The following is a 22,158-nucleotide window of genomic DNA, read 5'->3' as shown; positions in this document are numbered from 1 at the left end:
ATAAAAACTAGCAGTTACGTTTTTTATACCAGAAGTGATCAAATTTCTTATTTTTGCAAGATGGGAATTTATGTCCGCCTTTGCAATCATTCCATTTGTGTCCGCTATCGTGACAGTCTTTACCATGATCACATGAATCATCGCAAGAGCCACCGTGTCCGTGAGGGAAGAACTCGCATTTTTTACAGTAACATCGTTTAGTCCAGTAAAATTTCTTTTCAAAGCGTACACATTTTGTAACGAATGTACAATGTTTTCTACGCGTACGTTTTGTAACTAAAACGCATTCTTTTCTACGCGTTACTTTCGTAACGAACGTCCATTTTTGAACGCGTACGCGAGTACATTTCGTAACAAATGTCCATTTTTTTACATGAGTACATTTTGTAACGAAAGTACAATGTTTCACACGAGTACATCTTGTTCTTGGGCAATTACAATCATCGCTACATTCAACTTTTGAAGAGCAATCATCATCGCATTCAAAAGTACTTGGATCTTGGTGTAAGAAATCCTCCATCCCAGCACTTTTGATTTCTTCAACAGCTTTTCTAATATCACGTTTCATAGAAATCCTCCTTATCATGTATTAAAGTGAAAAGGTATTCTTTTTCCTTAACATGATATGTATGTAGGCATCTTTCTGAACAGGACAAGAGTGTAATTTTATATAAATAGATGATTGCGGATGTATGGACAAGACAAGGCGCATACATTGAATGAAGAGAACTGAGAAGGGATGAGAAAACATGCTGCCTTCATATGATTTTTTTGTTCATCCAATGTACTTAGTGGAATTGAAAAAGGACATTTGGTCAGATAGTCCAGTGCCAGCAAAATTAACTTATGGAAAAAAGAAGTATGATATTGATATCGTATACCGAGGAGCTCATATTCGCGAATTTGAGAAAAAGTCTTATCATGTTATGTTTTATAAGCCTAAAAAATTTCAAGGTGCGAAAGAGTTTCATTTGAATTCGGAGTTTATGGATCCGTCTCTCATACGAAATAAATTATCTTTAGATTTTTTTCATGATATTGGTGTACTTTCGCCAAAATCACAACATGTATTTATAAAAATTAATGGTCAAATTCAAGGTGTGTATTTACAGTTAGAATCGGTTGATGAAAATTTTTTGAAAAATAGAGGATTACCGAGTGGTTCTATTTATTATGCGATAGATGATGATGCGAATTTTTCATTGATGAGTGAACGGGATAAAGATGTTAAGACAGAGCTCTTTGCGGGTTATGAATTTAAATATTCGAATAAAAATAGTGAAGAACAACTGAGTGAATTTGTATTTCAAGCGAATACTTTGACGAGGGAAGCCTATGAAAAAGAAATTGGGAAGTTTCTACATGTAGATAAATATTTACGATGGTTAGCAGGAGTTATTTTTACGCAAAACTTTGATGGTTTCGTTCATAACTATGCACTATATCATAACGATGAAACAAATTTATTTGAAGTTATACCGTGGGATTATGATGCGACTTGGGGGCGAGATGTACAAGGGAGACCACTTAATCATGAATATATTCGCATTCAAGGGTATAATACGTTAAGTGCAAGATTGCTAGACATACCTGTATTTAGAAAGCAGTATCGAAGTATTTTGGAAGAAATATTAGAAAATCAATTCACAGTTTCGTTTATGAGGCCGAAAGTAGAAGGGTTGTGTGAATTGATTCGCCCATATTTACTACAAGATCCATACATGAAAGAAAAATTAGAAACATTTGATCAAGAGGCTGATATGATTTATGAATATATAAATAAAAGAAGAAAGTATATACAAGACCACTTACATGAATTAGATTAATTTTGAAAGAGATTGAAACGTTATCAATCTCTTTTTTTTGTATAATAAAGATGTATCAATAAAAATGAAGTAATATATTTGATAGAGAATGGGGATGCGGATATATGACGATTAAATGGATTGATTGGGTAAAACAAATACAATCTATAGCTCAAGCGGGTTTAACGTATTCTAAGGATGTGTATGATATTGAGCGTTTCCAGCAATTACGAGATATTTCTATTTCAATGATGTCACATTACACGAAAACAGATTGGGAAGTCGTAGAGAAATTATTTGCAAGTGAGACAGGCTATCAAACACCTAAAGTTGATATAAGAGCGGTTGTTTTTCAAAATGAAAAGTTATTATTTGTGAAAGAAAAAAGCGATGGGAAATGGGCATTGCCAGGTGGATGGGCTGATGTCGGTTACACGCCAACCGAAGTTGCAGCAAAAGAAGTTTTCGAAGAGACTGGTTATGAGGTAGATCATTTTAAGTTACTAGCTATATTTGATAAAGAAAAACATCAACCATCTCCATCGGCGACGCATGTATATAAGATTTTCATTGGATGCGAGATTATTGGTGGAGAAAAGAAAACTAGTATTGAAACAGAAGAGGTGGAGTTTTTTGGTGAAAATGAATTGCCTAATTTATCAATTGCTAGAAATACAGAAGACCAAATTAAAGAGATGTTTGCCTACATGAAAGACCCGCAGAAAGAGAAATTAATAGATTAATCCTGCTTGAATTGTACATATTATTAAAATGAAGATATTGGCAGATTGCAGCCTTTATGTAATAATGGGATGGTATGTGAAGAAAAAAGGAGATAAAAAAGAACATGTTAGCAAACATAATAGATCAGTTATTGCAATTTTTTGCAAGCTTAGGTTACTTTGGAGTAGCTCTTGCTTTAATGATTGAAGTAATCCCGAGTGAAATTGTACTTTCGTATGCTGGCTTTTTAGTAGCGAATGGTAAAATTAGTTTTGTGGGTGCAGTTATCGCCGGAACGATTGGTGGTACTTTAGCGCAAATCTTTTTATACTGGCTTGGATACTACGGAGGGCGTCCGGTTGTAGAGAAATATGGGAAATATCTACTTATTAATAAACATCATTTAGACATAGCGGAAGGTTGGTTTAAGCGTTATGGAGCAGGCGTAATATTTTCTGCGCGCTTTATCCCAGTAGTACGTCATGCGATCTCTATTCCAGCAGGACTAGCTAAGATGCCATTAAAACTATTTACACTTTATACGGTTGTAGCGATCATTCCATGGTCAATTCTATTTATATACTTAGGTGAAAAACTTGGTGGGAATTGGCGACAAATTAAAGAGTATGCATCTGATTACACACATTACATAATTATAGGAGCTGTTCTTTTTATTGCTCTATACTTTGGTTTGAAATATTTCAAAAAGAAAAAAGCAGCGCGTTAAAGTCAATGATTTTTCATTGGCTTTTTTTGTTTGTTTCGGTTCTAAAGAAAAGGAGTTGTCCATAATGTGTAATAATAAAGCGTAGCGGAGGAATGTGATGAAAGGGTCACCGTTTATACGTGGAACGATATTTTTAACGATGGCAACGATGATATCAAAAATGTTAGGGTTTATATATGTTATACCATTTACAGCGATGGTCGGTACGAGTGGTTACGTTCTATACACATATGCATATCGTCCTTATACCATCATGCTCAGTATAGCAACAATGGGATTACCGCTAGCTGTTTCAAAGATGGTATCAAAATATGATCAACTGAATGATTATCATACGGTTAAGAGAGTGTTGAAAAGTGGAATCGTGTTTATGTTTATAATGGGAGTCATTTCGTGTTTTACGTTATATATGCTAGCTCCGCATTTAGCTAAACTTGTCATCGATGGGAATGATCAAACGGGGAATAGTGTAGGAGCGGTTACTACTAATATTCGAATTGTAAGTTTTGCGTTAATACTTGTGCCAGTAATGAGTTTATTAAGGGGCTTCTTTCAAGGATTCCAATCGATGGGGCCTTCTGCATTAAGTGTAGTTGTAGAGCAATTTTTTCGGGTTTTAACCATTTTAATAGGAAGCTTTGTCGTTTTATATGTTTTAAAAGCTTCTGTTTCGCTAGCGGTTGGTATTTCAACGTTCGGTGCATTTATGGGAGCTGTAGGTGGATTAACTGTTTTAAGTGCGTATTATATAAGAAGGAGAAGGCACTTAAAGAAAAAAGAGATGGAAAGTATACCACAAACAACGAAATCTTTTTTCTCATTGTATAAGGAGCTCTTTACATATTCTATTCCTTTTGTTGTGGTGGGCTTAGCAATTCCGTTGTATCAGACGATTGATACATTTACAATTAATAAACTACTTATACAAATAGGGTATATGCAAGGAGAAGCGGAAAAAATTAATGCGATAATTGGTCTTGTTCAAATGGTTGTACTTATCCCGGTATCCGTTGCGACAGCTTTTAGTATGTCTCTCGTACCAGAGATGACGAAAGCTTACACAGCAGGAAATACGAAGCTATTGTACAAACATTTTACGAGAACAAATGTATTAGTAGTAGCAATTACGGTACCGGCGGCAATTGGAATGATGGTGTTAGCCAAACCTGTATATACTCTTTTATTCGGTGCTGGAAATGATCCAGAAATGGGGAGAATCATTTTACAGTATTATGCTCCTGCTTGCATACTATTTTCTCTTTTTACAGTAACGGCTGCTATGCTACAAGGAATCAATCAACAGCAGAAGACGGTGCTAGGACTAGTGATTGGAATTATTGTGAAGATAGTTTTAAATATTGTATTGCTTCCGTATTTCGATTATGTAAGTTTTATCATTTCAACATACGCGGGCTATACGATTTCAGTCGGGTTTAACTTGTGGATGCTTTCTAAATATGTTATAAAGGCAACATAAGCTTTTAAGGCAGAGAGCACTCTGTCTTTTTCTATGTTTATCCCGCTTTAACGGGCAGTGAGACCCTCACCGCACAATTCAGCGAAAGAAAAGAAGTTTGGTTGGGGGCGGATAACTCGTAAAAGCCCGATTTGTAAGGGCTAATAATTAGTGAGGATGAAGCCCTCCACTGATTAAAGTTTCACTTTATAATATTTTTCTTATAAAAACGTTTTCAAAATAATTTTTCTATTGAAATTTAAACGTATGTTTCATATGCTGAGAATGGCGGTTTAAAAACTGTGATTTAAGAGAGGTAGATTCCTACATGTAAAAAGAATCGGGGTGATAGTATGTTAAATATATATTTAACAGACCGAAACGGAAAACTACAAGAGATTGAGGAAATGCAAAAGGGGTGCTGGATTAATGTACTTCATCCAACAGAAGAAGAAATTCAATATCTAGTACAAACTTTAAATGTAGACTTAGATTTCATTAAAGACCCTTTGGATGATGAAGAACGCTCTCGTATTGAAAAGGAAGACAATAATACTTTAATTATCGTGGATATTCCGACAGTTAGACATGATGAAGAAGGAAATTCGATTTATGACACGATTCCAATAGGTATGATTGTGATGCCGGATTGTTTTGTTACAATCTGCTTAGAAGAGAATCCAATTTTTGAACGTTTTATTAATCAACGTATTAAAGAATTTTATACGTTTAAGAAGACGCGCTTTGCACTTCAGCTCTTATATACGATTTCTACTTATTATTTAAGATACTTAAAGCAAATAAATCGAAAAACAATTGATTTAGAGCATCAATTAAATCAGTCAATGAAAAATAAAGAGATTTTCACATTGTTAGGCCTTGAGAAAAGTTTAGTATACTTTACAACGTCATTAAAGGCTAATAAAATTGTAATTCAAAAGTTAATGCGTAATAGTACATTTTTAAAAATGTATGAAGACGATCAAGATTTATTAGAAGATGTATTAATTGAAAATAAACAGGCTATTGAAATGGCGGAAATATATAGTCACATTTTAAGTGGAATGATGAATACTTTTAGCTCCGTTATATCAAATAATTTAAATAGTGTTATGAAACTGTTAACGTCAATTACGATCATTTTATCTTTACCGACGATGGTTTCTAGTTTCTTTGGAATGAACGTAAAGGTTCCGTTTGAAGGGGAAGCCCACGGTTTTGTAATTGTACTCATCATATGTGTAACACTATCTTTCACGTTAGCTTTTGTTTTTTGGAAGAAACGTTACTTTTAACGATAAGAAAGCTGCTCTAGCATAGTTATATAACTACGCTAGAGCAGCTTTTTTGCTATGAAATCTCAAATTTTGAATAGAATATAACTTGTACAATGTAATGTATATAAAGGGTATGTATGCTATATAAACCTTGTTCAATTAATGAAATGGGGTTAAAATTACATATTGTTAATGAAAAGTTGGAGGAAATACATCATGGAATTGTTTCAATTACCGAAAGCATTCCTGCAAATGAATACAATTTTTATCTCCATATTGATCGAAGCACTTCCTTTCGTGCTCATTGGTGTATTTATTTCAGGATTCATTCAAATGTTCGTGACAGAAGATATGGTGGCAAAATGGATGCCGAAGAACCGATTTCTGTCTGTTTTATTAGCTACTTTTTTAGGTATGTTGTTTCCAGGTTGTGAATGTGGAATTGTTCCGATTGTAAGACGATTAATTGGAAAAGGCGTTCCACCATACGCAGGGATTGCATTTATGTTAACTGGACCTATTATTAATCCAGTTGTATTATTTGCTACTTATGTTGCCTTTGGGAGTAGTATGCACATGGTATGGTATCGTTCTATTGTAGCGATTATCGTAGCCATTATCGTTGGAATTATATTATCCTTTATGTTTAAAGAACATCAATTAAGAGATGATCACTTCCCAGAAGTGAATAATAAGCGTCCACTGCGTAAAAAAATGTGGGATGTATGTACACACGCTGTTGAGGAATTCTTCTCAATGGGAAAATATTTAGTACTAGGTGCGTTAATTGCAGCAGCGGTACAAACGTTTGTACAAACTTCAACACTTCTTGCTATTGGACAAGGTCCGTTTTCTTCATCAGCTGTTATGATGGGACTTGCTTATATATTATCACTTTGTTCAGAGGCAGATGCATTTATCGCTTCTTCGTTCCAAAGTACGTTTTCAACAGCTTCACTTGTCGCGTTCCTCGTTTACGGACCGATGGTGGATATTAAAAATATGTTTATGATGCTTGCGACATTTAAAACTAAATTTGTAATTGTTGTTATAGTTACAGTTACTCTTGTTGTTTATGCAAGCTCACTACTCATTTATGCGATGGGGTGGTAGGTTATGTTTCGAGCATATATATTATTAGGTTTTACAATATTAATTGCGCAGCTTCATATTTCCGGTAACATTACGAAGTATATCAATATGAAGTATGCCTATTTATCAACAACAGCAGCAATTATTTTAGGTTTCTTAACGATTATACAAATTATCGTCGTTTTCCAAAAAGAGCACCAAAAGGAAAAAGAGAAAAATGATTGCAGTTGTGACCATAGCCATTGCGGGCATGATCATTCAAAAGATGAGAATACATGGTGGAAAAAAGCATTTTCGTACTCCTTGTTTTGTTTTCCAATTATCTCAGGGTTATTTTTCCCAATTGCGACGTTAGATTCGGATATTGTTAAAGCGAAAGGATTTCACTTTCCTGTTGCACAAGCAGAAAGTAAGGATCCATTTATGACAAGACAATTTCTAAGACCTGATACGAGCATTTATTACGGGAAAGAAGGATACCGTGGTGTAATGGAAAAAGGGAAGAAAGAGTTTGTTACGAAAGACAATATTAATTTGAAAGATGAAGACTTCCTAAAGGGTATGGAAACAATTTATAATTATCCTGGCGAGTTTACTGGGAAAAAATTATCTTTTAAAGGGTTTGTTTTTAGGGATGATTCTTCTAAAAAAGAACAATACTTCTTATTCCGTTTCGGTATTATACATTGCGTAGCAGATTCTGGTGTGTATGGTATGTTAGTGAAAAAGCCAGAAGGCGTAGAGTGGAATAATGATGACTGGATTCAAGTAGAAGGAGAGATAACTACTGAGTTTTATCAGCCGTTTCATGCGAATATTCCTGTATTAGAAGTAACAAAATGGAATAAAGTTGAACAGCCGAAAGAACAATATGTATTTAGAGGAGCCGATTGATAAAATCGGTTCTTTTTTGTGGACTAAAAGTTCTGAATGTTGTTAATATTAAACGTGTAGTTCATTTAGTATAGTGATTATTGAAATATTAGGGATAAATCATTAAAGGGGTGATAACAATGACAGAAGTAAAGGGGAAAACAGCCAATGAGTCAAGGGTGTTCAAAACGAGCCGAGTATTCCCAACAGATTTAAATGATCATAACACGCTATTTGGTGGGAAGATATTAGCGGAGATGGATATGGTTGCTTCTATTTCAGCATCCAGACATTCGAGAAAGGAATGTGTCACAGCATCTATGGACTGGGTCGATTTCTTACATCCTGTTCGTTCTTCAGATTGTGTTAGTTATGAATCTTTCGTAATTTGGACGGGAAGAACTTCGATGGAAGTGTTTGTGAAGGTAGTAGCTGAAGATTTAATTTCAGGTGAGAAGCGTATAGCGGCAACGTCATTCGTTACTTTTGTGGCACTTAGTAAGGAAAATAATCCAGTTCCAGTACCGCGTGTTATCCCTGAAACAGAAGAAGAGAAAGAATTACATCGTATTGCTGTGTTACGTGCAGAACAGCGTCATATACGTAAGGCAGAGAGTAAGAAAGTAGCCACATTGTTAACCTTTTGAGATGAATATTTAGCCATTTAAGTTACTATAGCAGTCGGAAATGGTTTTAAAATGAAAAGCGGACACCTAAAAATAGGTGTCCGCTTTTATAGTTTTTTCATCCACATATCATATGACAGTAGCTACTTAGCAGAAGCAAGCAGCACCGACGATGATTAAGAGGATAAATAATACGACTAATAGCGCAAATCCATTACCATGTGCGAAGCCCATTGTTATTTCCTCCTTTTATTTTAAGATACAACATACAATATGCAAATGAGCTATTGTTTGATATGGACATATATCATGCAATGACATATTTTCTTGAATGATAATGTAATAAAAAAGGGAAGATATAGAAATAACAGTAAGTGGAGAAAGGAATTTATCCATGAAGCACTTTTTCGCTATAATCCTTTGTTTAATAGGTGTATTCATTTGGATGAACATCGATGTGGAAATGGGGAAGGAAATGGCTAGTGAATATGAATTAGGACAAGTTCGATTAGGTGAATTTCAATTATATACGAACGGTGAAGAGTTATATAGAAAATTATTTGAGGATATAAACGATGCAGAAAAGTATATATATATCCATTTTTATATTGTAGGAAAAGATGAAATAAGCCAAGAGTTTTTACAGTTATTAGAGAAAAAAGCATCTAGCGGAGTAGAAGTGAAATTGTCAGTCGATCGGATAGGTGGATATAAGCTGAAGAAAAAGGTAATTAGCCGATTAAAGGAAAACGGTGTGAAGTTTACATTTAGTAAAAAACCGAAACTGAAAAATGTGTTCTATTCTTTGCATCAACGGAATCATAGACGTATTGTTACGATAGATGGAAAGGTATCATACGTCGGTGGTTTTAATATCGGAAAGGAGTACCTTGGACAAAATCCAAAGTTTGGGCCATGGCGTGATTATCACGTGCGCATCCATGGTGAGGGTGCAGCGGATATGGAAAGAAAGTTCGCCGAAGATTGGAAAGAAGATACAGGAGAAAAAATGCCTATACATGAAAGTATACCTACATTAGGGAATGTGAAATATCAATATTTATTTTCAAATGGAAAAGGCTTATGGGAAAAGTATGGGGCACTTTTAAAAAAGGCTAAAAAGTCTTTAATTATCGCTACACCATATTTTGTACCAAGTAAAGAAATGGTGAAAGAGTTAAAAGCTGCATTAAATCGTGGTGTTAATGTGAAAATTCTCGTGCCATTTAAAAGTGATGCCATATTGTTAAAACAAGCTGCCTATCCATATTTGAAAGATATGTTACATGCTGGAGCGGAGATTTATCAATATCGAAATGGATTTTTTCATGGGAAAGTAACAATTATTGATGGAGAAATTGTTGATATTGGGACAGCGAATTTTGATAATAGAAGTTTTTATTTAAATTGTGAGTCTAACTGTATCATATATGATAAAACAGTTGTTGATGAAGTATGGAGTCGATTACAGGTAGACTTTCATAAATCAAAACGATTTTCTGAAGAAGATTTTGAGAAAATTAGTAGATGGGATTGGTTTTTAGCGAGAATAGCGAATGTTTTAGCATCATATTTATAGTATATGGACAAAAGAGAAGGGAGGCGCTTTAATGGACTGTATGAAAGAATTAATGAAATATAGTTATATGCTAATATACAAGGTTGGAGAGTATGCTGGAAAGGTCAGAGACGAAGAATTAAAAAATCTATTACAGCACCATTTACCATATATGTTACAAGCATATAATGAACAAGTAAATTTTCAAGAAGGAGAGAATGTGCAGCATATAACCTGTGAAACAATGGAGTTTGATTTGCATGAAATGGGAAAGGAAACAGTTAGTAAATATACAGGGGATATTCATATTGCAACCAGTTATATTGCGCATTTGAAACGATTAGCTTTAAAGTTTGCTCAAGTTGCAGTGGAAGTTGCTAACCCAGAGTTTCGCTCATTTTTGGAAAATTGTTTCCTGAAAATGAACCGTTACGCTTATAGTGTGTGGCAATATGTTATGAAGAAGGAATATAAGATTACACATCTGTATGAAAATGAAAAGTTTGCATGAGAAACTAAGGCGAAATGGTATGCGCCTTAGTTTTTTTACGTCCATTGAGAGAAAAAACTAGTTTTATTGTGTATCGATTGGAAATGAAATATATAAATTAAAATTCGGTTTTGTTATCGGAAAATTTACAAAAATTTACCGTATATTTACTGTTTTTCAATCTCTCCTTTAAAAATAGAGAGTAATATGAGGTTGTACATATTCTATCACAAGGAGGAAACGCAAATGAACAAATGGGTTAAATCATTAACTGCTATGGCACTTGCAAGTTCTTTATTAATGGTAGGTTGTAGTAAAGGTGAGGACAAGAAGAAAGAAGACGACACAACAACACAACAAGAGGACAAAAAGGATAAAGAAACAAGCGGAACCGAGAAGTCTACTGATTCTAAAGAAAAGAAATAAAGTAATAATAAAGCTTCCTCTTATATATGAGGAAGTTTTTTTGTTGTAAATTGACTGAGATTATTGAAAAATAGAAAGAGAATGAAAGAGGGGGAAAACAAATGAAAGTATGTATATTGGGAGCAACAGGACGAGTAGGTTCAAACATAATTAATTTAGCATTAAAGGATTCAGCTGAAGTGACTGCATTAGCGCGTGATTTAAATAGAATAGAAATACAACATGAAAGGTTAAGAGTGATAGAAGGGAATGTATTGAACGAAAATGATATAAAGAAAGCGATAGAAGGAAGTGATATAGTAATTAGTGCACTTGGAACGGATCAAAATGGAACATTAGCGAAGAGTATGCCACAAATTATAAATAAAATGGAAGAAGATGGGATTCGCAGGATCATAACAATAGGAACAGCTGGTATTTTACAAGCAAGAACAGATCTAAATTTATATCGTTTTCAATCAACGGAATCAAAAAGGAAAACGACAACGGCAGCGGAAGATCATTTGGCTGCATATAAGGTACTAAGTAATAGTAATAATTTATGTTGGACAGTTGTTTGTCCGACACATTTAATAGATGGTGAGGCGACAGAGGTATATCGAACTGAAAAAGATATATTGCCAGAGGGTGGATCAAAAATTACAGTGGGTGATACAGCACACTTTGCATGGGATCTATGTAAGAAAAATATATATGAAAATAGTCGAGTAGGTATTGCATATTAAAAAACCATCCCAAAGTCGGGATGGTTAAAAGATGATATAACACAAGAAGATGATAATCATAATGATTTGGAGAATTGCTTTCGCTACTGTACTGCTTAAAAAACCAACTACAGTAGCGACTCCAACTAGAAAAGCATCTTTTGGCGATTTTTTATGTACTAGTTCTGTTATAAATACTGATAAGAACGGTATGATAATAAGTCCGAATGGTGGGAAGAAGAACGAGCCGACAATGATAGAAATCATTCCGACACGTTCACCCCATTTAGAACTACCGTATTTTTTTAAGAAATATCCATTTGCAATAAAATCAGCAACGAAAATGAAAAGAGTGAAAATGACTTGAATAATCCAAAAAGAAGTTGTTAATTCGCCTCCATTTATACCGAAATGGTAAATCAAATATCCAGCCCAGACAGCTAGTATGCCAGGGATAATTGGATAAATAAAGGCGAGAAATGAAACAACGAAACAGGCAATGATACAAATTGTTAATAAAACAGTCACTTTATAGCTCCTTTTTAATATCTAGTTTATGTACAGCAACTTTTTTGACTTGATGTCCATCAAGTTCTAATACTTTAAATTGAAAACCAGCATATTCAATGGAATAGCCAGCTTCAATATTTAAGTCAACTGCTTGAGAGAGAAGCCATCCTCCGATTGTATCTAAATCACTATCATCAATATGTAGGCCAAACATATCATTTACTTCAGAAATAAGCACCTTTCCGTCTAAAACAGTAAGCTTAGGTGTACGCTTTTCAATCATAGGTGATTCATCAGCATCGAATTCATCTTGAATTTCTCCAATGATTTCTTCAAGAATATCTTCCATCGTTAAAAGTCCGGCAGTACCACCATATTCATCCATAACGATTGCCATCTGAACGCGATTTTTTTGAAGGTGGACTAACGTTTTACGAATTGGAACTGTTTCAAATACAGTTAGAACAGGATGTATATAAGATTCAAGTGGTTTATAAATACCTTTCGTTTGATCATGGAATACTTCTTTCGTATTGATCATCCCAATGATATCATCTTTATCTTTTTCAATGATTGGATAGCGTGTATATTTTTCAGTAGCGACGATATCCATATTTTCTTCTAACGTATTTTCAGTAGACAAGCAAATCATTTCGGTACGAGGAACCATAATTTCTTTCGCAACTCGATCATCAAATTCAAAAATGTTATTTACATATTTATATTCGGTTTGGTTTATTTCACCGCTTTTAAAACTTTCACCTAAAATGAGTCGCAATTCCTCTTCAGAATGAGCAAGTTCACTTTCCTTCGCAGGTTCTAATCCGAGTAGTTTTGTGAAAAATATAGCTGTACTATTGAGTAGCCAAATGAATGGATACATAATTTTATCAAATAAAATAAGCGGTCTTGCAAATTTGAGTGTGATTGCTTCTGCTTTTTGAATTGCGAAAGACTTTGGAACTAATTCACCTAATACAACGTGGAAAAATGTAATAACACTAAAAGCAATAACAAAAGATAAAGTGTTAGCCATTGTTCCAGTAATATTAATTTTTTCAAAGAGCGGTCGTAGTATATGTTCCACAGTCGGTTCACCAAGCCAACCAAGCCCTAAAGAAGTGATTGTAATTCCGAGCTGACAAGCTGATAAATAAACATCTAAATTAGATAGGACGCTTCTTGCAGCTAAAGCTTGTTTATTACCTTCATTTGCAAGTTGGTCAATTCGACTTTTTCGTACTTTTACAACAGCGAATTCTGATGCAACGAAAAAGCCAGAAATAAGAATAAGTACAAAGATGAGAAAAATATTTAATATGTCCAAGCGTGTTCTCCATTCCAAGGTCTGGAATAAAGATGTCACCTCCTGCAATTATGTTATACTTTTATAATAAATCCAAATGAAAAGAATAGTCAAAGGAAAAGGGTAAATATTGGTATGTTTCTGTAATAGTTTTTGAATTTGCTGTTATTTTGTCCGCTATACAAAAGGAATAACCCCCTACTTTTAGATTATAGAGGGTTATTTTAAATTAAGGTTTTGGAACACTTCTCGTTAAAGTGTATGACTGTTGCTTGGAGTAGTTTGTGGTCCATAGTGTTTGAAGGAAAGAAAGTATGCTATATGGGATATAGAGTAGTAATAAGCCGATTGTAACAATTATAGGTGAATTGCCGCCAAATTGAACGATAAATTGTAACAGTCCATTTGCATGAAAAACGCATTCCATAAAAACGAATGAAAGAATAATGGAACCTAAAATTGATTTATGATTCGAAGTAAGCGCCAAAAACAATGTATCCACAAGAAAAGAATCATGTTTTATTTCATATTCATTTGTGTTTTTTAAGAAAGGAATCCATTTTTTTACTGCTTGCATAACGATAATCATGGCAGTACTACATACGATGATAAATGATGAGTAGTAAGGAAGGTTTATAAATTGTGCGATGTATAGAAGTAGTAATAAGACTGAACATTGTAATACTACAGTGCAAAAAGAGTAAGGTATCCATTTCAATACAGTAGTAAACTTTTTAAACGAGTTAGGTACTTTGAAAAATAAATGGCCGATACCCAAACTTATGAAAAATCCGATCGCAAGGGTAAAAGTAAAACGAACAATCGATATAAAATATATTTCCCATATGTAAGGGAATAATGGTGTTGAATGATTAGAAGTATGTATCATTTGGTTTGCTGAGAAAAAGATAGATTCATGCATCCAATCAACCTTTGGAATTGATATAGAAGAAAGCTGTGCGAAGTTTTGAAAAATGCTAATAAATCCATTTTGATAAGAGTAATTGTGTGTAATAAAAAGAGCTGGAATAGGACTTATGGCAAAAATAACAATAACACCAATTATAAATTTACATATATGTGAGCGTAATAAGGACATATAACCACCTACTCTTAGAATATTCAGAAAATTCTTATTCTTATTTTAGCTTTTTTTGAAAGAAGTTACAATATATTTTTCATTTAGTAATTCAGAGAGAAGATTTGATAGCAAAAATATACAAGTGAAGGATTCATGAATAAATTATGACAAGAAAATGAATAATTTTCAGAAAAATAAAATAAATCGTTTATTTTTTTCTGAAAATATAATATAGTTATGGCACAGAAAGTATTTTAACATAAGGAGGCTTTTTATGAGGATTAAAGGGAATTACGTGCCGAAAAGGGAAGTTTTACTGTGCTCAAGTTCGATTACGATTGGGGAAGCGTTAGAGCATTTAAATAAAACGGGGTATCGTTGTGTACCAGTTTTAGATGAAAAAAAAGAGAAATTTTTAGGGAATATATATAAAGTAGATATTTTAGAATATAAAGGATCACTTGATGAGAGTGTAATACAATTATTAAACGATAAAGAAGGATTTGTGAGAGAAGATTCATCTTTCTTTAAAGTATTTTTTACAATAAAAAAATTGCCTTATTTATCAGTAGTTGACGAAAAAGGGGTTTTCCTTGGAATTTTAACGCATAAAAAAGTTTTTGAGTTATTAGAGGATGCATGGGGCGTTCACTCTAGTAAATACTCTGTCATGATTGGAACGCAAGACTATAATGGAGCAATCCAAAAATTATCGACAGTTTTAAAGAAATACACTGGTATTCAAAGTTTGATGACTTTTGATAATGATGCCTTATTAGTTCGTAGAATTATGTTTACATTAGGAGAAGAGTTTAACGACGGTGAATTAGAGACATTATTGAAAGATTTAGAAGATCACGGATTTAGAGTTGTGTATGTGGAAGAGATGAAAAATCCACGTGAAGTTGAAACGATAGAGTAACATACAAAAGCCATCTAATTATATATTAGATGGCTTTTGTATGTTACGTGTATAAAGTTATTTGAAAATAACAATCGAATAATAGGTGAGATTGTAACAATATTTGTGTAAGAGAATAAAAAATGTAGATAATTTCGATTTTCAAAAAAATCAATTTGAAAATATGTTTTTATTTTGCAACTAAATATGTTACTATATGTGTGATAAAAACAAAGAGGTCTGACATCTACACTCCACGTAATAACACTCTAATGATTTAAAAATTCAAAAAAATCAAAATTCAAAATAATAATTGTATTAATGATTAGAGTAAAAATAAGGGGAATGGAGAAATTATGGAGAAAGACACTGCTTTGTAAGGGGCATATTTTATCATCTTGAGCAGAGAGGAGGATGCATAGCATATTGTAAAATATAGAGATAAACAATGAAAAAGTGCTATGCAAATGAAGAGCATGAAGGGACGTTTAAGGCCAGGTGATACGGTAGCAATTGGTTTAATGCTATTTGCATTATTTTTAGGAGCAGGAAATTTAATTTTTCCGCCAGTTTTAGGTCAACAAGCAGGAGAGAATGTTTGGATTGCTACAATAGGATTCCTTGTAACAGGAGTCGGATTACCCCTACTAGCTGTAACAGCTGTCGCGTTTGTAGAGGGGGACTTGAAAGCGCTATCTTCTAGAGTCCACCCTATATTTGCGTTTATTTTCCCATTGATTAGTTATTTAGCAATTGGACCATTTTTCGCGATTCCTCGTACTGGAGCTGTTTCGTTTGAAATGGGTATGAAGCCGTTTTTATCAGAGGCAATGGTTTCAGAGTGGTACATGCTATTTCTTTTCACGATAGTTTTCTTCGGAATAACGTGGTATTTATCATTAAATCCATCTAAATTAGTGGATTGGTTCGGAAAGTTTCTTACACCATTATTAGTATTAATTGTCGCTGTTATTGTCGGAAAGGCAATTATTGATCCAATTGGAGAGCCAGCTGCGCCGTTAGCTGCTTACAAAGAAAATGCTTTCTTTGGTGGATTTATTCAAGGATATTTAACGATGGATGCAATTAGCGCGCTCGTATTCGGAATTGTCGTTGTACAAGTTATCCGCTCTAAAGGGATAAAAGAGAGTAGTCAAATTGCAAAAATAACAGTAGTATCAGGTATTATTGCTGTACTTGGTTTAACGTTAATTTATTTATCACTTGCTTATCTTGGTTCAACAAGTACATCACTTGGTATCTCAGAAAACGGTGGCCTTATTTTAACGAATGTTGTAAATGAGCTATATGGGACGAGTGGTAAAATTTTATTAGGGCTTGTTATTATACTCGCTTGTTTAACAACTTCTGTTGGGTTAACATCTGCGTGTGCAGGTTTCTTTACAAACTTATTCCCAAAACTTTCGCATAAAACGATTGTAACAATGGTATGTGTATTTAGTTTAATTGTATCTAACCTAGGTTTAACACAATTAATCGCAGTAACATTACCTGTGTTAATGATCATTTATCCAGTTGCAATTGTATTAATCGTACTTTCGTATTTCCATAAGTGGATTGGGAAGCGTAATACAATTTATATTGGAGCTATTTTAGGTGCATTGTTAATTAGTTTCTTTAACGGTTTAGAAAGTGCGAAAATTAAAATTGACGCGATTTCTAATGTACTACAAATGTTACCGTTATATAACGAAGGAATCGGATGGTTAATTCCATCATGTATTGGCGGGATTCTCGGTTTCTTCTTCTATAAATCAAATGAATCAAGTGAATTACAAAAGAAAGGTGCTTAGGCACCTTTCTTTTTTTGAAGGGGATTTTTGTATTTTGTCTAAGTAATAATTGGGGGGAATGATAAATGGCTAATTTTGAAGATTTTTTAAATTTGGATTTGAGAATTGGAACTGTAATACATGCAGAGGAATTTAAAGAAGCGAGAGTACCAGCGATTAAACTAGCAATAGATTTTGGAGAAATCGGGATAAAGCAGTCAAGTGCTCAAATTACGAAAAGGTATATTCCAGAAGATTTAATCGGTCAACAAATCGTTGCTGTTGTAAACTTTCCACCAAAGCGTGTAGCTGGATTCAAATCAGAAGTGCTTGTGCTTGGTGGTGTTCCTGAAGCTGATGATGTTGTGTTACTTCAGCCTAATATGGAATTGCCAAATGGAACAAAAATTAGCTAGGGTGAAGGTAGGGGCTAATATGGATATCGGACGAGAATATTTGCAATGTGCGATTTCGAACTTTAAAGCAACAAAGAAACAAGGGGAACGGGCACTTTCTCAATTATCATATGAACAAATACAATGGTCCTCTCATGAAGAAACAAATAGTATAGCGATTATTATTAAGCATCTGCACGGTAATATGCGTTCTAGATGGACGGATTTTTTAACGTCTGATGGTGAAAAAACAGATCGTAATCGAGATGGTGAATTTGAAGGATGCTATCATTCAAAAGAAGAAACCCTTATAGCTTGGCAAGAAGGATGGAAATATGTTTTTAATACGATGAATACTTTAACGCCGGAACACTTATTGAAGACGGTATACATTCGCGGTGAAGCACATACTGTCATGCAAGCAATTGAAAGGCAAATTTCTCATTATGCATTGCATATTGGTCAGATTATTTACATTGGGAAGATGTTAAAAGAAAATGAGTGGGAATGTTTAAGTATTCCGAGAGGTCAGTCTGCGCGTTATGTAGAGAAAAAACGTTCAACATAATAATAAGAAAGAAACCGATAAAAAATAGGAAAAAAGAAAGTCAGCCAAATAATAGATGGTTCTGTAATCATAAGAATACTGCCAAAAATAAGTCCATATATAATAAGAAAGAAATTGAAAAGTGTATTCACAGGGAGAAATCGTGAGATAAATACTTGCTGTCGTTTAAAACAATCACTGTGAAATAAATAAAAGCGGAAGTACCATGTGGCTGTAATAAGGTCTTTCTTTCTCACAATTCTTTTTTTGCATGTATGACAGATAAATGGTGGTTGCATTTCATTACGCTCCATTTTTTATTTTCATAATAATGTGAGACAAAAGTAGGTACAAAGTGTATATTCCTATATACGCTCCTGCAATAAGGAAAAATGGATTCAGTAAAATTCCATGAATGCTCGTCATGAAAACTAAATCTTGTATTAAAACATCGTATATATTAATGGAAATAATTGTACCAAGTACATATAGTGCCAAGTACGCAGAAATATGTAGCACAATAGAGATTTTTGGTTGCTTAGCGGACAAATAAAAAATGAATGATAGAGCGATTGGTAATATTCCTATTAATAGCTTCAATTCATTTCACCTCATTAACAATATAGCCGAAATTTTAACGGTCTATTCTCTAGGGCTTGTACATAACTTGAAATAGAGAGGTGATAGTATGAATCGGGGCTTTTTTTTTATGAAGTTTACAAATATGCGTAAGTTAGTTTTATTTGTTATTACTACAGTGCTAGCGACTTTTTTTCTTATTAGTCTGATGGTAACCTCTATGAAAGAGACAAAGTCAACGTATTTATATAATTGGTTAAATGAGTTATCGATGAATGGTTACATGTATGTACTTGGAAAAGAGAATCATTATTTTACACAGGAGTATCGAAATTTGAATCAAGATTTTTCAATTTCTTCTTTTCTCTTTTCTATGGCTACAAATATTCGCTTTAATGATGTACGCAGTTTTGTCGGGAAAGAGCTCCCGGGATTTGGTAAGTACGATACAGAAATTGTTATTGCGGGTGAGGGTACAAATTATTCTAACTTACCGATAGAGTCGAGTGTTCCTCTTGAAGAAGTAGTGAAGGAACGGACTAGTGGAACTGGACAAGCACCTAAACAAGATACGAATAAAGAGAAAAAACAGCCGTCCCAAACGACTGGGAAGAGACAAGTTGCGTTTATTTATCATACACATAGCTGGGAATCTTATTTACCTTTACTTAACTTAACGAATGACCCGAATCCGAATAAAGCAACGAGTTCTGTGTCGAATATTTCTATATTAGGAGATCGTTTCCGTGAACAACTAGAAGGTGAAGGGATTGGGGCTACTAACGATAAGAGTGATGTTGGTCAAAAGTTAATAAGTAAAGGTTTAAACAGTAATAGTTCGTATAAAATGTCACGAGAAATTGTGCAGCAAGCTATGGCTGGAAATAAAGATCTTCAATACTTTTTTGATTTGCATCGTGATAGTGCCCGAAAGAATGTAACGACAAAAACAATTGGAGATAAATCATATGCAAAGCTTGCATTTGTAGTAGGGAAAGGAAATAAAAACTATGAAAAAAACTTACAATTAGCGACAGCTTTACATGAGGCGATTAATAAGAAATATCCAGGAGTGAGCCGTGGGGTCATTCAAAAAGGGTTCCAGACAGGAAATGGAATCTATAATCAAGACCTATCAGGACAAGCGATATTAATAGAAGTTGGTGGTGTAGATAATACAGAGGAAGAATTGAATCGATCAATTGATGCACTTGCTAAAGCATTTGGTGAATATTTTTGGCAGGCAGAAAAAGTGAATGGATAAAGTGAATGGATAAAGTGAAACGTGAATTAGCCAGGACATCTATCGATAATTATTAGCTCACTTCAATCTTGGAAAAACGTAAGTGTAATGCTTGCGTTTTTTCTTTGTAATGGTGAGATGTCACAGAATAGACATAATTTGTCGTTGTTATAGTAATATCGAAATTTGTCAATTTATAGTAGGAGATTTACAAAGGGATTTTCGAGAAAGTAGAGAAAATCTTTTTATAAGGAAAACTTTTTATTATGAAACTGGTAGGGTGATTGAAGTGATTAGAGAGATCGAAATAGAAGATGCAGCATCATTTTTACAATTAAGTAAGCAATTAGATGAAGAAACGAAGTTTATGTTATATGAACCAGGGGAAAGAAAAACTACAGCTGAGCAACAAGAAAAAATAATCGATCGATTTATAGAAAATGAATATGCAACAATATTTGTAGCAGTTGAAGATGAGAGGATAGTAGGTTTTATATTAGTGAATGGAAATAACATTCAAAGAAAGAGACATGTGGCAACCATTGTAATTGGTATTTTGCAAGAGTATAACGGGCGAGGTATTGGGACGAGATTGTTTAAAGAGGTTGAGAAGTGGGCAAAATTACATGATGTATGGCGTTTAGAATTAACAGTAATGGCCCACAATACAAGAGCTCAGACACTATATAAAAAAGCTGGATTTGAGAAAGAAGGTGTCAAAAAAGCTGCTCTTATTATCGATGGAAAGTGCATCGATGAGTATGAAATGGCCAAATTATTAAAATAAGAGGTCGTTATATGAAAAAAAGATGGGCACTACTTGGTATTGTAGCTGCAATAATTATTGTTGGAGTAGCAGGAATCAATTATAAAATGTATAAGGATAAGCAGGCGCGGGAAGTAAGTGTAAATAGCATATTTCCGAAAGCGAAAGAAACGATTGCTAATATGGATGGGGATATTGCGGTAATTAATAATCCGAATTCAATGCTTGTACTTGTAAATAAAAGTAGGCGTTTACCAGCTGGGTATAGACCGCCAGATTTAGTTATTCCGAAAGTGCGCTACTCTAGTGAAGGTGATCAAGAAAAGAAAAAGATGAGAAAAGAGGCAGCGAGGGCGCTTGAGGATATGTTTCAGCAGGCTGACAACGAGCGTATTTTTCTTTTTGCAGTTTCTGGATTTAGATCTTTTGATCGACAAAAAGCATTAAATACGATGTATAAAAAACAAGACGGGGAAGCAAAAACAGCAATGTCTAGCGCGGTTCCTGGCACAAGTGAGCATCAAACTGGACTAGCTATGGATATTACGTCTCAATCTGCTAAATTTCAGTTAGAGACAGTTTTTGGGGAAACGAAAGAAGGTCAGTGGCTTTCTGAAAATGCCCATAAATTTGGTTTTGTGGTTCGATACACAAAAGCGAAAGAAACGATTACGGGCTATCGGTATGAACCATGGCACGTAAGGTATGTGGGAAATCCACAAGCTACATATTTGTATGATAATCAACTGACGCTTGAAGAAGTAACAGAGTGAACAATTGAGGGGAGAGATGTACAATGACGATGTTATATAAGAAAAAAGTACATGCATATATTACAAGAGAACAAGAGGGGGTTATGCAATTACTTGTTTTTAAACATCGTGATATACATGAAGCTGGTATTCAAGTGCCAGGGGGAACGGTTGATGAAGGTGAAACGTTAGAAGCTGCTATATTGCGTGAAGTACAGGAAGAATCCGGATTGCGTCATTTATGCATAGAGCGGTTTTTAGCAGATTACATTATACATATGAAAGAAAAACAGGAGTATGAAAAACGCCACTTTTTCCATGTAACTTTACTAACAGATGTAAAGGATACTTGGGAACATATTGTAAGTGCTGGTGAGGAAGATAAAGGATTAGTATTTTGCTATGAATGGGTTGATATTGCAAAATGCCCTGAATTAGCTGGGAAACAAGGTGAGTTTTTACATTTATTAGATGAAGTATACGCACAGTAATGTAAGAGTCTGAAGCGAAGGTTAATCCGTTTCAGAC

Annotated in this window: 27 protein-coding genes; 20 read left to right on the top strand and 7 right to left on the bottom strand. The window is 34.1% G+C overall.

Translation table 11 applies throughout. From position 1 onward, the window contains the following. Window positions 1-7: 7 nt before the first annotated feature. Window positions 8-568 carry an exosporium protein ExsB gene (exsB, locus tag BLT20_RS12765; RefSeq protein ID WP_000817482.1) on the bottom strand — a complete coding sequence of 187 codons (561 nt, stop codon included), beginning with the start codon at window positions 566-568 and terminating at the stop codon, window positions 8-10. Window positions 569-749: 181 nt separating this feature from the next. Between exsB and cotH the strand changes: the two genes are divergently transcribed. From cotH to BLT20_RS12725, 8 genes are all read left to right on the top strand, one after another. After that, window positions 750-1,826 carry a spore coat protein CotH gene (cotH, locus tag BLT20_RS12760; protein WP_000938001.1) on the top strand — a complete coding sequence of 359 codons (1,077 nt, stop codon included), beginning with the start codon at window positions 750-752 and terminating at the stop codon, window positions 1,824-1,826. A 104-nt stretch (window positions 1,827-1,930) separates the two neighbouring features. Beyond that, window positions 1,931-2,548, top strand: coding sequence for an NUDIX hydrolase N-terminal domain-containing protein (locus BLT20_RS12755; RefSeq protein ID WP_000153584.1), 618 nt, complete (start codon window positions 1,931-1,933; stop codon window positions 2,546-2,548). 104 nt (window positions 2,549-2,652) lie between these two features. Then, window positions 2,653-3,255, top strand: coding sequence for an undecaprenyl phosphate transporter UptA (locus tag BLT20_RS12750; protein ID WP_000880691.1), 603 nt, complete (start codon window positions 2,653-2,655; stop codon window positions 3,253-3,255). A 97-nt stretch (window positions 3,256-3,352) separates the two neighbouring features. Then, a complete protein-coding gene (locus BLT20_RS12745; protein ID WP_000678845.1) occupies window positions 3,353-4,732 on the top strand; it encodes a putative polysaccharide biosynthesis protein in 1,380 nt (459 codons plus the stop codon). A 332-nt stretch (window positions 4,733-5,064) separates the two neighbouring features. Beyond that, a complete protein-coding gene (locus BLT20_RS12740) occupies window positions 5,065-6,006 on the top strand; it encodes a magnesium transporter CorA family protein (RefSeq protein WP_000932389.1) in 942 nt (313 codons plus the stop codon). A 198-nt stretch (window positions 6,007-6,204) separates the two neighbouring features. Beyond that, window positions 6,205-7,101, top strand: a complete 897-nt coding sequence (locus BLT20_RS12735; protein ID WP_000418716.1) for a permease — start codon at window positions 6,205-6,207, stop codon at window positions 7,099-7,101. Between the two features lie 3 nt (window positions 7,102-7,104). Further along, window positions 7,105-7,974, top strand: a complete 870-nt coding sequence (locus BLT20_RS12730) for a TIGR03943 family putative permease subunit (protein WP_000488043.1) — start codon at window positions 7,105-7,107, stop codon at window positions 7,972-7,974. Window positions 7,975-8,093: 119 nt separating this feature from the next. After that, window positions 8,094-8,600, top strand: coding sequence for an acyl-CoA thioesterase (locus BLT20_RS12725; protein ID WP_000141164.1), 507 nt, complete (start codon window positions 8,094-8,096; stop codon window positions 8,598-8,600). A 126-nt stretch (window positions 8,601-8,726) separates the two neighbouring features. Here the strand turns inward: BLT20_RS12725 and BLT20_RS12720 are convergent, their stop codons facing one another. Beyond that, complete coding sequence (locus tag BLT20_RS12720) at window positions 8,727-8,813, bottom strand: YjcZ family sporulation protein (RefSeq protein WP_000505094.1); 87 nt, start codon at window positions 8,811-8,813, stop codon at window positions 8,727-8,729. 160 nt (window positions 8,814-8,973) lie between these two features. On the opposite strand from BLT20_RS12720, the gene cls reads away from it, so the two are divergent. From cls to BLT20_RS12700, 4 genes are all read left to right on the top strand, one after another. After that, window positions 8,974-10,158 (top strand): cardiolipin synthase, encoded by a 1,185-nt coding sequence (gene cls, locus BLT20_RS12715; RefSeq protein ID WP_002023919.1) that lies wholly within the window; start codon window positions 8,974-8,976, stop codon window positions 10,156-10,158. Window positions 10,159-10,189: 31 nt separating this feature from the next. Next, on the top strand, window positions 10,190-10,648 hold the full coding sequence (locus BLT20_RS12710) for a spore coat protein (protein ID WP_000340527.1): 459 nt from the start codon (window positions 10,190-10,192) through the stop codon (window positions 10,646-10,648). 225 nt (window positions 10,649-10,873) lie between these two features. Further along, window positions 10,874-11,053: a hypothetical protein gene (locus tag BLT20_RS12705; RefSeq protein WP_001045960.1), complete on the top strand. Its 180-nt coding sequence runs from the start codon at window positions 10,874-10,876 to the stop codon at window positions 11,051-11,053. A gap of 101 nt (window positions 11,054-11,154) precedes the next feature. Next, complete coding sequence (locus BLT20_RS12700) at window positions 11,155-11,778, top strand: NAD(P)-dependent oxidoreductase (protein WP_000861651.1); 624 nt, start codon at window positions 11,155-11,157, stop codon at window positions 11,776-11,778. A 24-nt stretch (window positions 11,779-11,802) separates the two neighbouring features. Here BLT20_RS12700 and BLT20_RS12695 read toward each other — a convergent pair whose 3' ends face one another. The 3 genes from BLT20_RS12695 to BLT20_RS12685 all read right to left on the bottom strand — a co-directional run bounded on the left by BLT20_RS12695 (window position 11,803) and on the right by BLT20_RS12685 (window position 14,672). Then, window positions 11,803-12,285, bottom strand: coding sequence for a DUF456 domain-containing protein (locus BLT20_RS12695; RefSeq protein ID WP_000217339.1), 483 nt, complete (start codon window positions 12,283-12,285; stop codon window positions 11,803-11,805). A gap of 1 nt (window position 12,286) precedes the next feature. After that, window positions 12,287-13,594: a hemolysin family protein gene (locus BLT20_RS12690; protein WP_000353738.1), complete on the bottom strand. Its 1,308-nt coding sequence runs from the start codon at window positions 13,592-13,594 to the stop codon at window positions 12,287-12,289. Between the two features lie 208 nt (window positions 13,595-13,802). Next, complete coding sequence (locus BLT20_RS12685) at window positions 13,803-14,672, bottom strand: hypothetical protein (RefSeq protein ID WP_000055267.1); 870 nt, start codon at window positions 14,670-14,672, stop codon at window positions 13,803-13,805. Between the two features lie 256 nt (window positions 14,673-14,928). On the opposite strand from BLT20_RS12685, the gene cbpA reads away from it, so the two are divergent. The 4 genes from cbpA to BLT20_RS12665 all read left to right on the top strand — a co-directional run bounded on the left by cbpA (window position 14,929) and on the right by BLT20_RS12665 (window position 18,311). After that, complete coding sequence (gene cbpA / locus BLT20_RS12680) at window positions 14,929-15,576, top strand: cyclic di-AMP binding protein CbpA (RefSeq protein WP_001220526.1); 648 nt, start codon at window positions 14,929-14,931, stop codon at window positions 15,574-15,576. Window positions 15,577-16,016: 440 nt separating this feature from the next. After that, the gene (gene brnQ, locus BLT20_RS12675; RefSeq protein WP_001999653.1) at window positions 16,017-17,369 is read left to right on the top strand and encodes a branched-chain amino acid transport system II carrier protein BrnQ4; all 1,353 of its coding nucleotides are present in this window, start codon (window positions 16,017-16,019) and stop codon (window positions 17,367-17,369) included. A 65-nt stretch (window positions 17,370-17,434) separates the two neighbouring features. Then, window positions 17,435-17,764, top strand: a complete 330-nt coding sequence (gene csaA, locus BLT20_RS12670) for a chaperone CsaA (protein ID WP_001263013.1) — start codon at window positions 17,435-17,437, stop codon at window positions 17,762-17,764. Beyond that, complete coding sequence (locus BLT20_RS12665; protein WP_000435830.1) at window positions 17,745-18,311, top strand: DUF1572 domain-containing protein; 567 nt, start codon at window positions 17,745-17,747, stop codon at window positions 18,309-18,311. The genes csaA and BLT20_RS12665 overlap by 20 nt, the downstream gene beginning before the upstream one ends. Here BLT20_RS12665 and BLT20_RS12660 read toward each other — a convergent pair. Both BLT20_RS12660 and BLT20_RS12655 read right to left on the bottom strand, forming a co-directional pair. Further along, complete coding sequence (locus tag BLT20_RS12660; protein ID WP_002164560.1) at window positions 18,284-18,589, bottom strand: hypothetical protein; 306 nt, start codon at window positions 18,587-18,589, stop codon at window positions 18,284-18,286. The genes BLT20_RS12665 and BLT20_RS12660 overlap by 28 nt on opposite strands. A gap of 4 nt (window positions 18,590-18,593) precedes the next feature. After that, window positions 18,594-18,890 carry a hypothetical protein gene (locus BLT20_RS12655; protein WP_000770737.1) on the bottom strand — a complete coding sequence of 99 codons (297 nt, stop codon included), beginning with the start codon at window positions 18,888-18,890 and terminating at the stop codon, window positions 18,594-18,596. Window positions 18,891-18,978: 88 nt separating this feature from the next. On the opposite strand from BLT20_RS12655, the gene spoIIP reads away from it, so the two are divergent. The 4 genes from spoIIP (at window position 18,979) to BLT20_RS12635 (ending at window position 22,121) form a co-directional block, all read left to right on the top strand. Next, window positions 18,979-20,133 carry a stage II sporulation protein P gene (gene spoIIP / locus BLT20_RS12650; protein WP_001079278.1) on the top strand — a complete coding sequence of 385 codons (1,155 nt, stop codon included), beginning with the start codon at window positions 18,979-18,981 and terminating at the stop codon, window positions 20,131-20,133. Window positions 20,134-20,401: 268 nt separating this feature from the next. Then, a complete protein-coding gene (locus BLT20_RS12645) occupies window positions 20,402-20,899 on the top strand; it encodes a GNAT family N-acetyltransferase (RefSeq protein ID WP_000617568.1) in 498 nt (165 codons plus the stop codon). Between the two features lie 11 nt (window positions 20,900-20,910). Further along, window positions 20,911-21,651 (top strand): M15 family metallopeptidase, encoded by a 741-nt coding sequence (locus BLT20_RS12640; protein ID WP_000747648.1) that lies wholly within the window; start codon window positions 20,911-20,913, stop codon window positions 21,649-21,651. Window positions 21,652-21,674: 23 nt separating this feature from the next. Beyond that, window positions 21,675-22,121: an NUDIX hydrolase gene (locus BLT20_RS12635; RefSeq protein WP_000178293.1), complete on the top strand. Its 447-nt coding sequence runs from the start codon at window positions 21,675-21,677 to the stop codon at window positions 22,119-22,121. The last annotated feature ends 37 nt before the right edge of the window (window positions 22,122-22,158 follow it).

This window comes from Bacillus sp. cl96, assembly GCF_900100505.1.
GTDB classification, from domain to species: Bacteria; Bacillota; Bacilli; order Bacillales; family Bacillaceae_G; genus Bacillus_A; species Bacillus_A cereus.
The sequence above is the reverse complement of the archived record's forward strand: the minus strand, read 5'-3'. Positions and strand labels throughout refer to the sequence as shown.

Excerpts from the sequence above, each read along its gene's own strand:
- BLT20_RS12750 (WP_000880691.1), top strand. The coding sequence starts at position 2,653 with ATGTTAGCAAACATAATAGATCAGTTATTGCAATTTTTTGCAAGCTTA.
- cbpA (WP_001220526.1), top strand. The coding sequence starts at position 14,929 with ATGAGGATTAAAGGGAATTACGTGCCGAAAAGGGAAGTTTTACTGTGC.
- BLT20_RS12685 (WP_000055267.1), bottom strand. The coding sequence starts at position 14,672 with ATGTCCTTATTACGCTCACATATATGTAAATTTATAATTGGTGTTATT.
- BLT20_RS12720 (WP_000505094.1), bottom strand. The coding sequence starts at position 8,813 with ATGGGCTTCGCACATGGTAATGGATTTGCGCTATTAGTCGTATTATTT.
- BLT20_RS12705 (WP_001045960.1), top strand. The coding sequence starts at position 10,874 with ATGAACAAATGGGTTAAATCATTAACTGCTATGGCACTTGCAAGTTCT.
- cls (WP_002023919.1), top strand. The coding sequence starts at position 8,974 with ATGAAGCACTTTTTCGCTATAATCCTTTGTTTAATAGGTGTATTCATT.
- BLT20_RS12640 (WP_000747648.1), top strand. The coding sequence starts at position 20,911 with ATGAAAAAAAGATGGGCACTACTTGGTATTGTAGCTGCAATAATTATT.
- BLT20_RS12725 (WP_000141164.1), top strand. The coding sequence starts at position 8,094 with ATGACAGAAGTAAAGGGGAAAACAGCCAATGAGTCAAGGGTGTTCAAA.
- BLT20_RS12665 (WP_000435830.1), top strand. The coding sequence starts at position 17,745 with ATGGAACAAAAATTAGCTAGGGTGAAGGTAGGGGCTAATATGGATATC.
- cotH (WP_000938001.1), top strand. The coding sequence starts at position 750 with ATGCTGCCTTCATATGATTTTTTTGTTCATCCAATGTACTTAGTGGAA.
- BLT20_RS12740 (WP_000932389.1), top strand. The coding sequence starts at position 5,065 with ATGTTAAATATATATTTAACAGACCGAAACGGAAAACTACAAGAGATT.
- brnQ (WP_001999653.1), top strand. The coding sequence starts at position 16,017 with ATGCAAATGAAGAGCATGAAGGGACGTTTAAGGCCAGGTGATACGGTA.
- BLT20_RS12635 (WP_000178293.1), top strand. The coding sequence starts at position 21,675 with ATGACGATGTTATATAAGAAAAAAGTACATGCATATATTACAAGAGAA.
- BLT20_RS12700 (WP_000861651.1), top strand. The coding sequence starts at position 11,155 with ATGAAAGTATGTATATTGGGAGCAACAGGACGAGTAGGTTCAAACATA.
- spoIIP (WP_001079278.1), top strand. The coding sequence starts at position 18,979 with ATGAATCGGGGCTTTTTTTTTATGAAGTTTACAAATATGCGTAAGTTA.
- BLT20_RS12710 (WP_000340527.1), top strand. The coding sequence starts at position 10,190 with ATGGACTGTATGAAAGAATTAATGAAATATAGTTATATGCTAATATAC.
- BLT20_RS12730 (WP_000488043.1), top strand. The coding sequence starts at position 7,105 with ATGTTTCGAGCATATATATTATTAGGTTTTACAATATTAATTGCGCAG.
- BLT20_RS12660 (WP_002164560.1), bottom strand. The coding sequence starts at position 18,589 with ATGCAACCACCATTTATCTGTCATACATGCAAAAAAAGAATTGTGAGA.
- exsB (WP_000817482.1), bottom strand. The coding sequence starts at position 568 with ATGAAACGTGATATTAGAAAAGCTGTTGAAGAAATCAAAAGTGCTGGG.
- BLT20_RS12735 (WP_000418716.1), top strand. The coding sequence starts at position 6,205 with ATGGAATTGTTTCAATTACCGAAAGCATTCCTGCAAATGAATACAATT.
- BLT20_RS12745 (WP_000678845.1), top strand. The coding sequence starts at position 3,353 with ATGAAAGGGTCACCGTTTATACGTGGAACGATATTTTTAACGATGGCA.
- csaA (WP_001263013.1), top strand. The coding sequence starts at position 17,435 with ATGGCTAATTTTGAAGATTTTTTAAATTTGGATTTGAGAATTGGAACT.
- BLT20_RS12755 (WP_000153584.1), top strand. The coding sequence starts at position 1,931 with ATGACGATTAAATGGATTGATTGGGTAAAACAAATACAATCTATAGCT.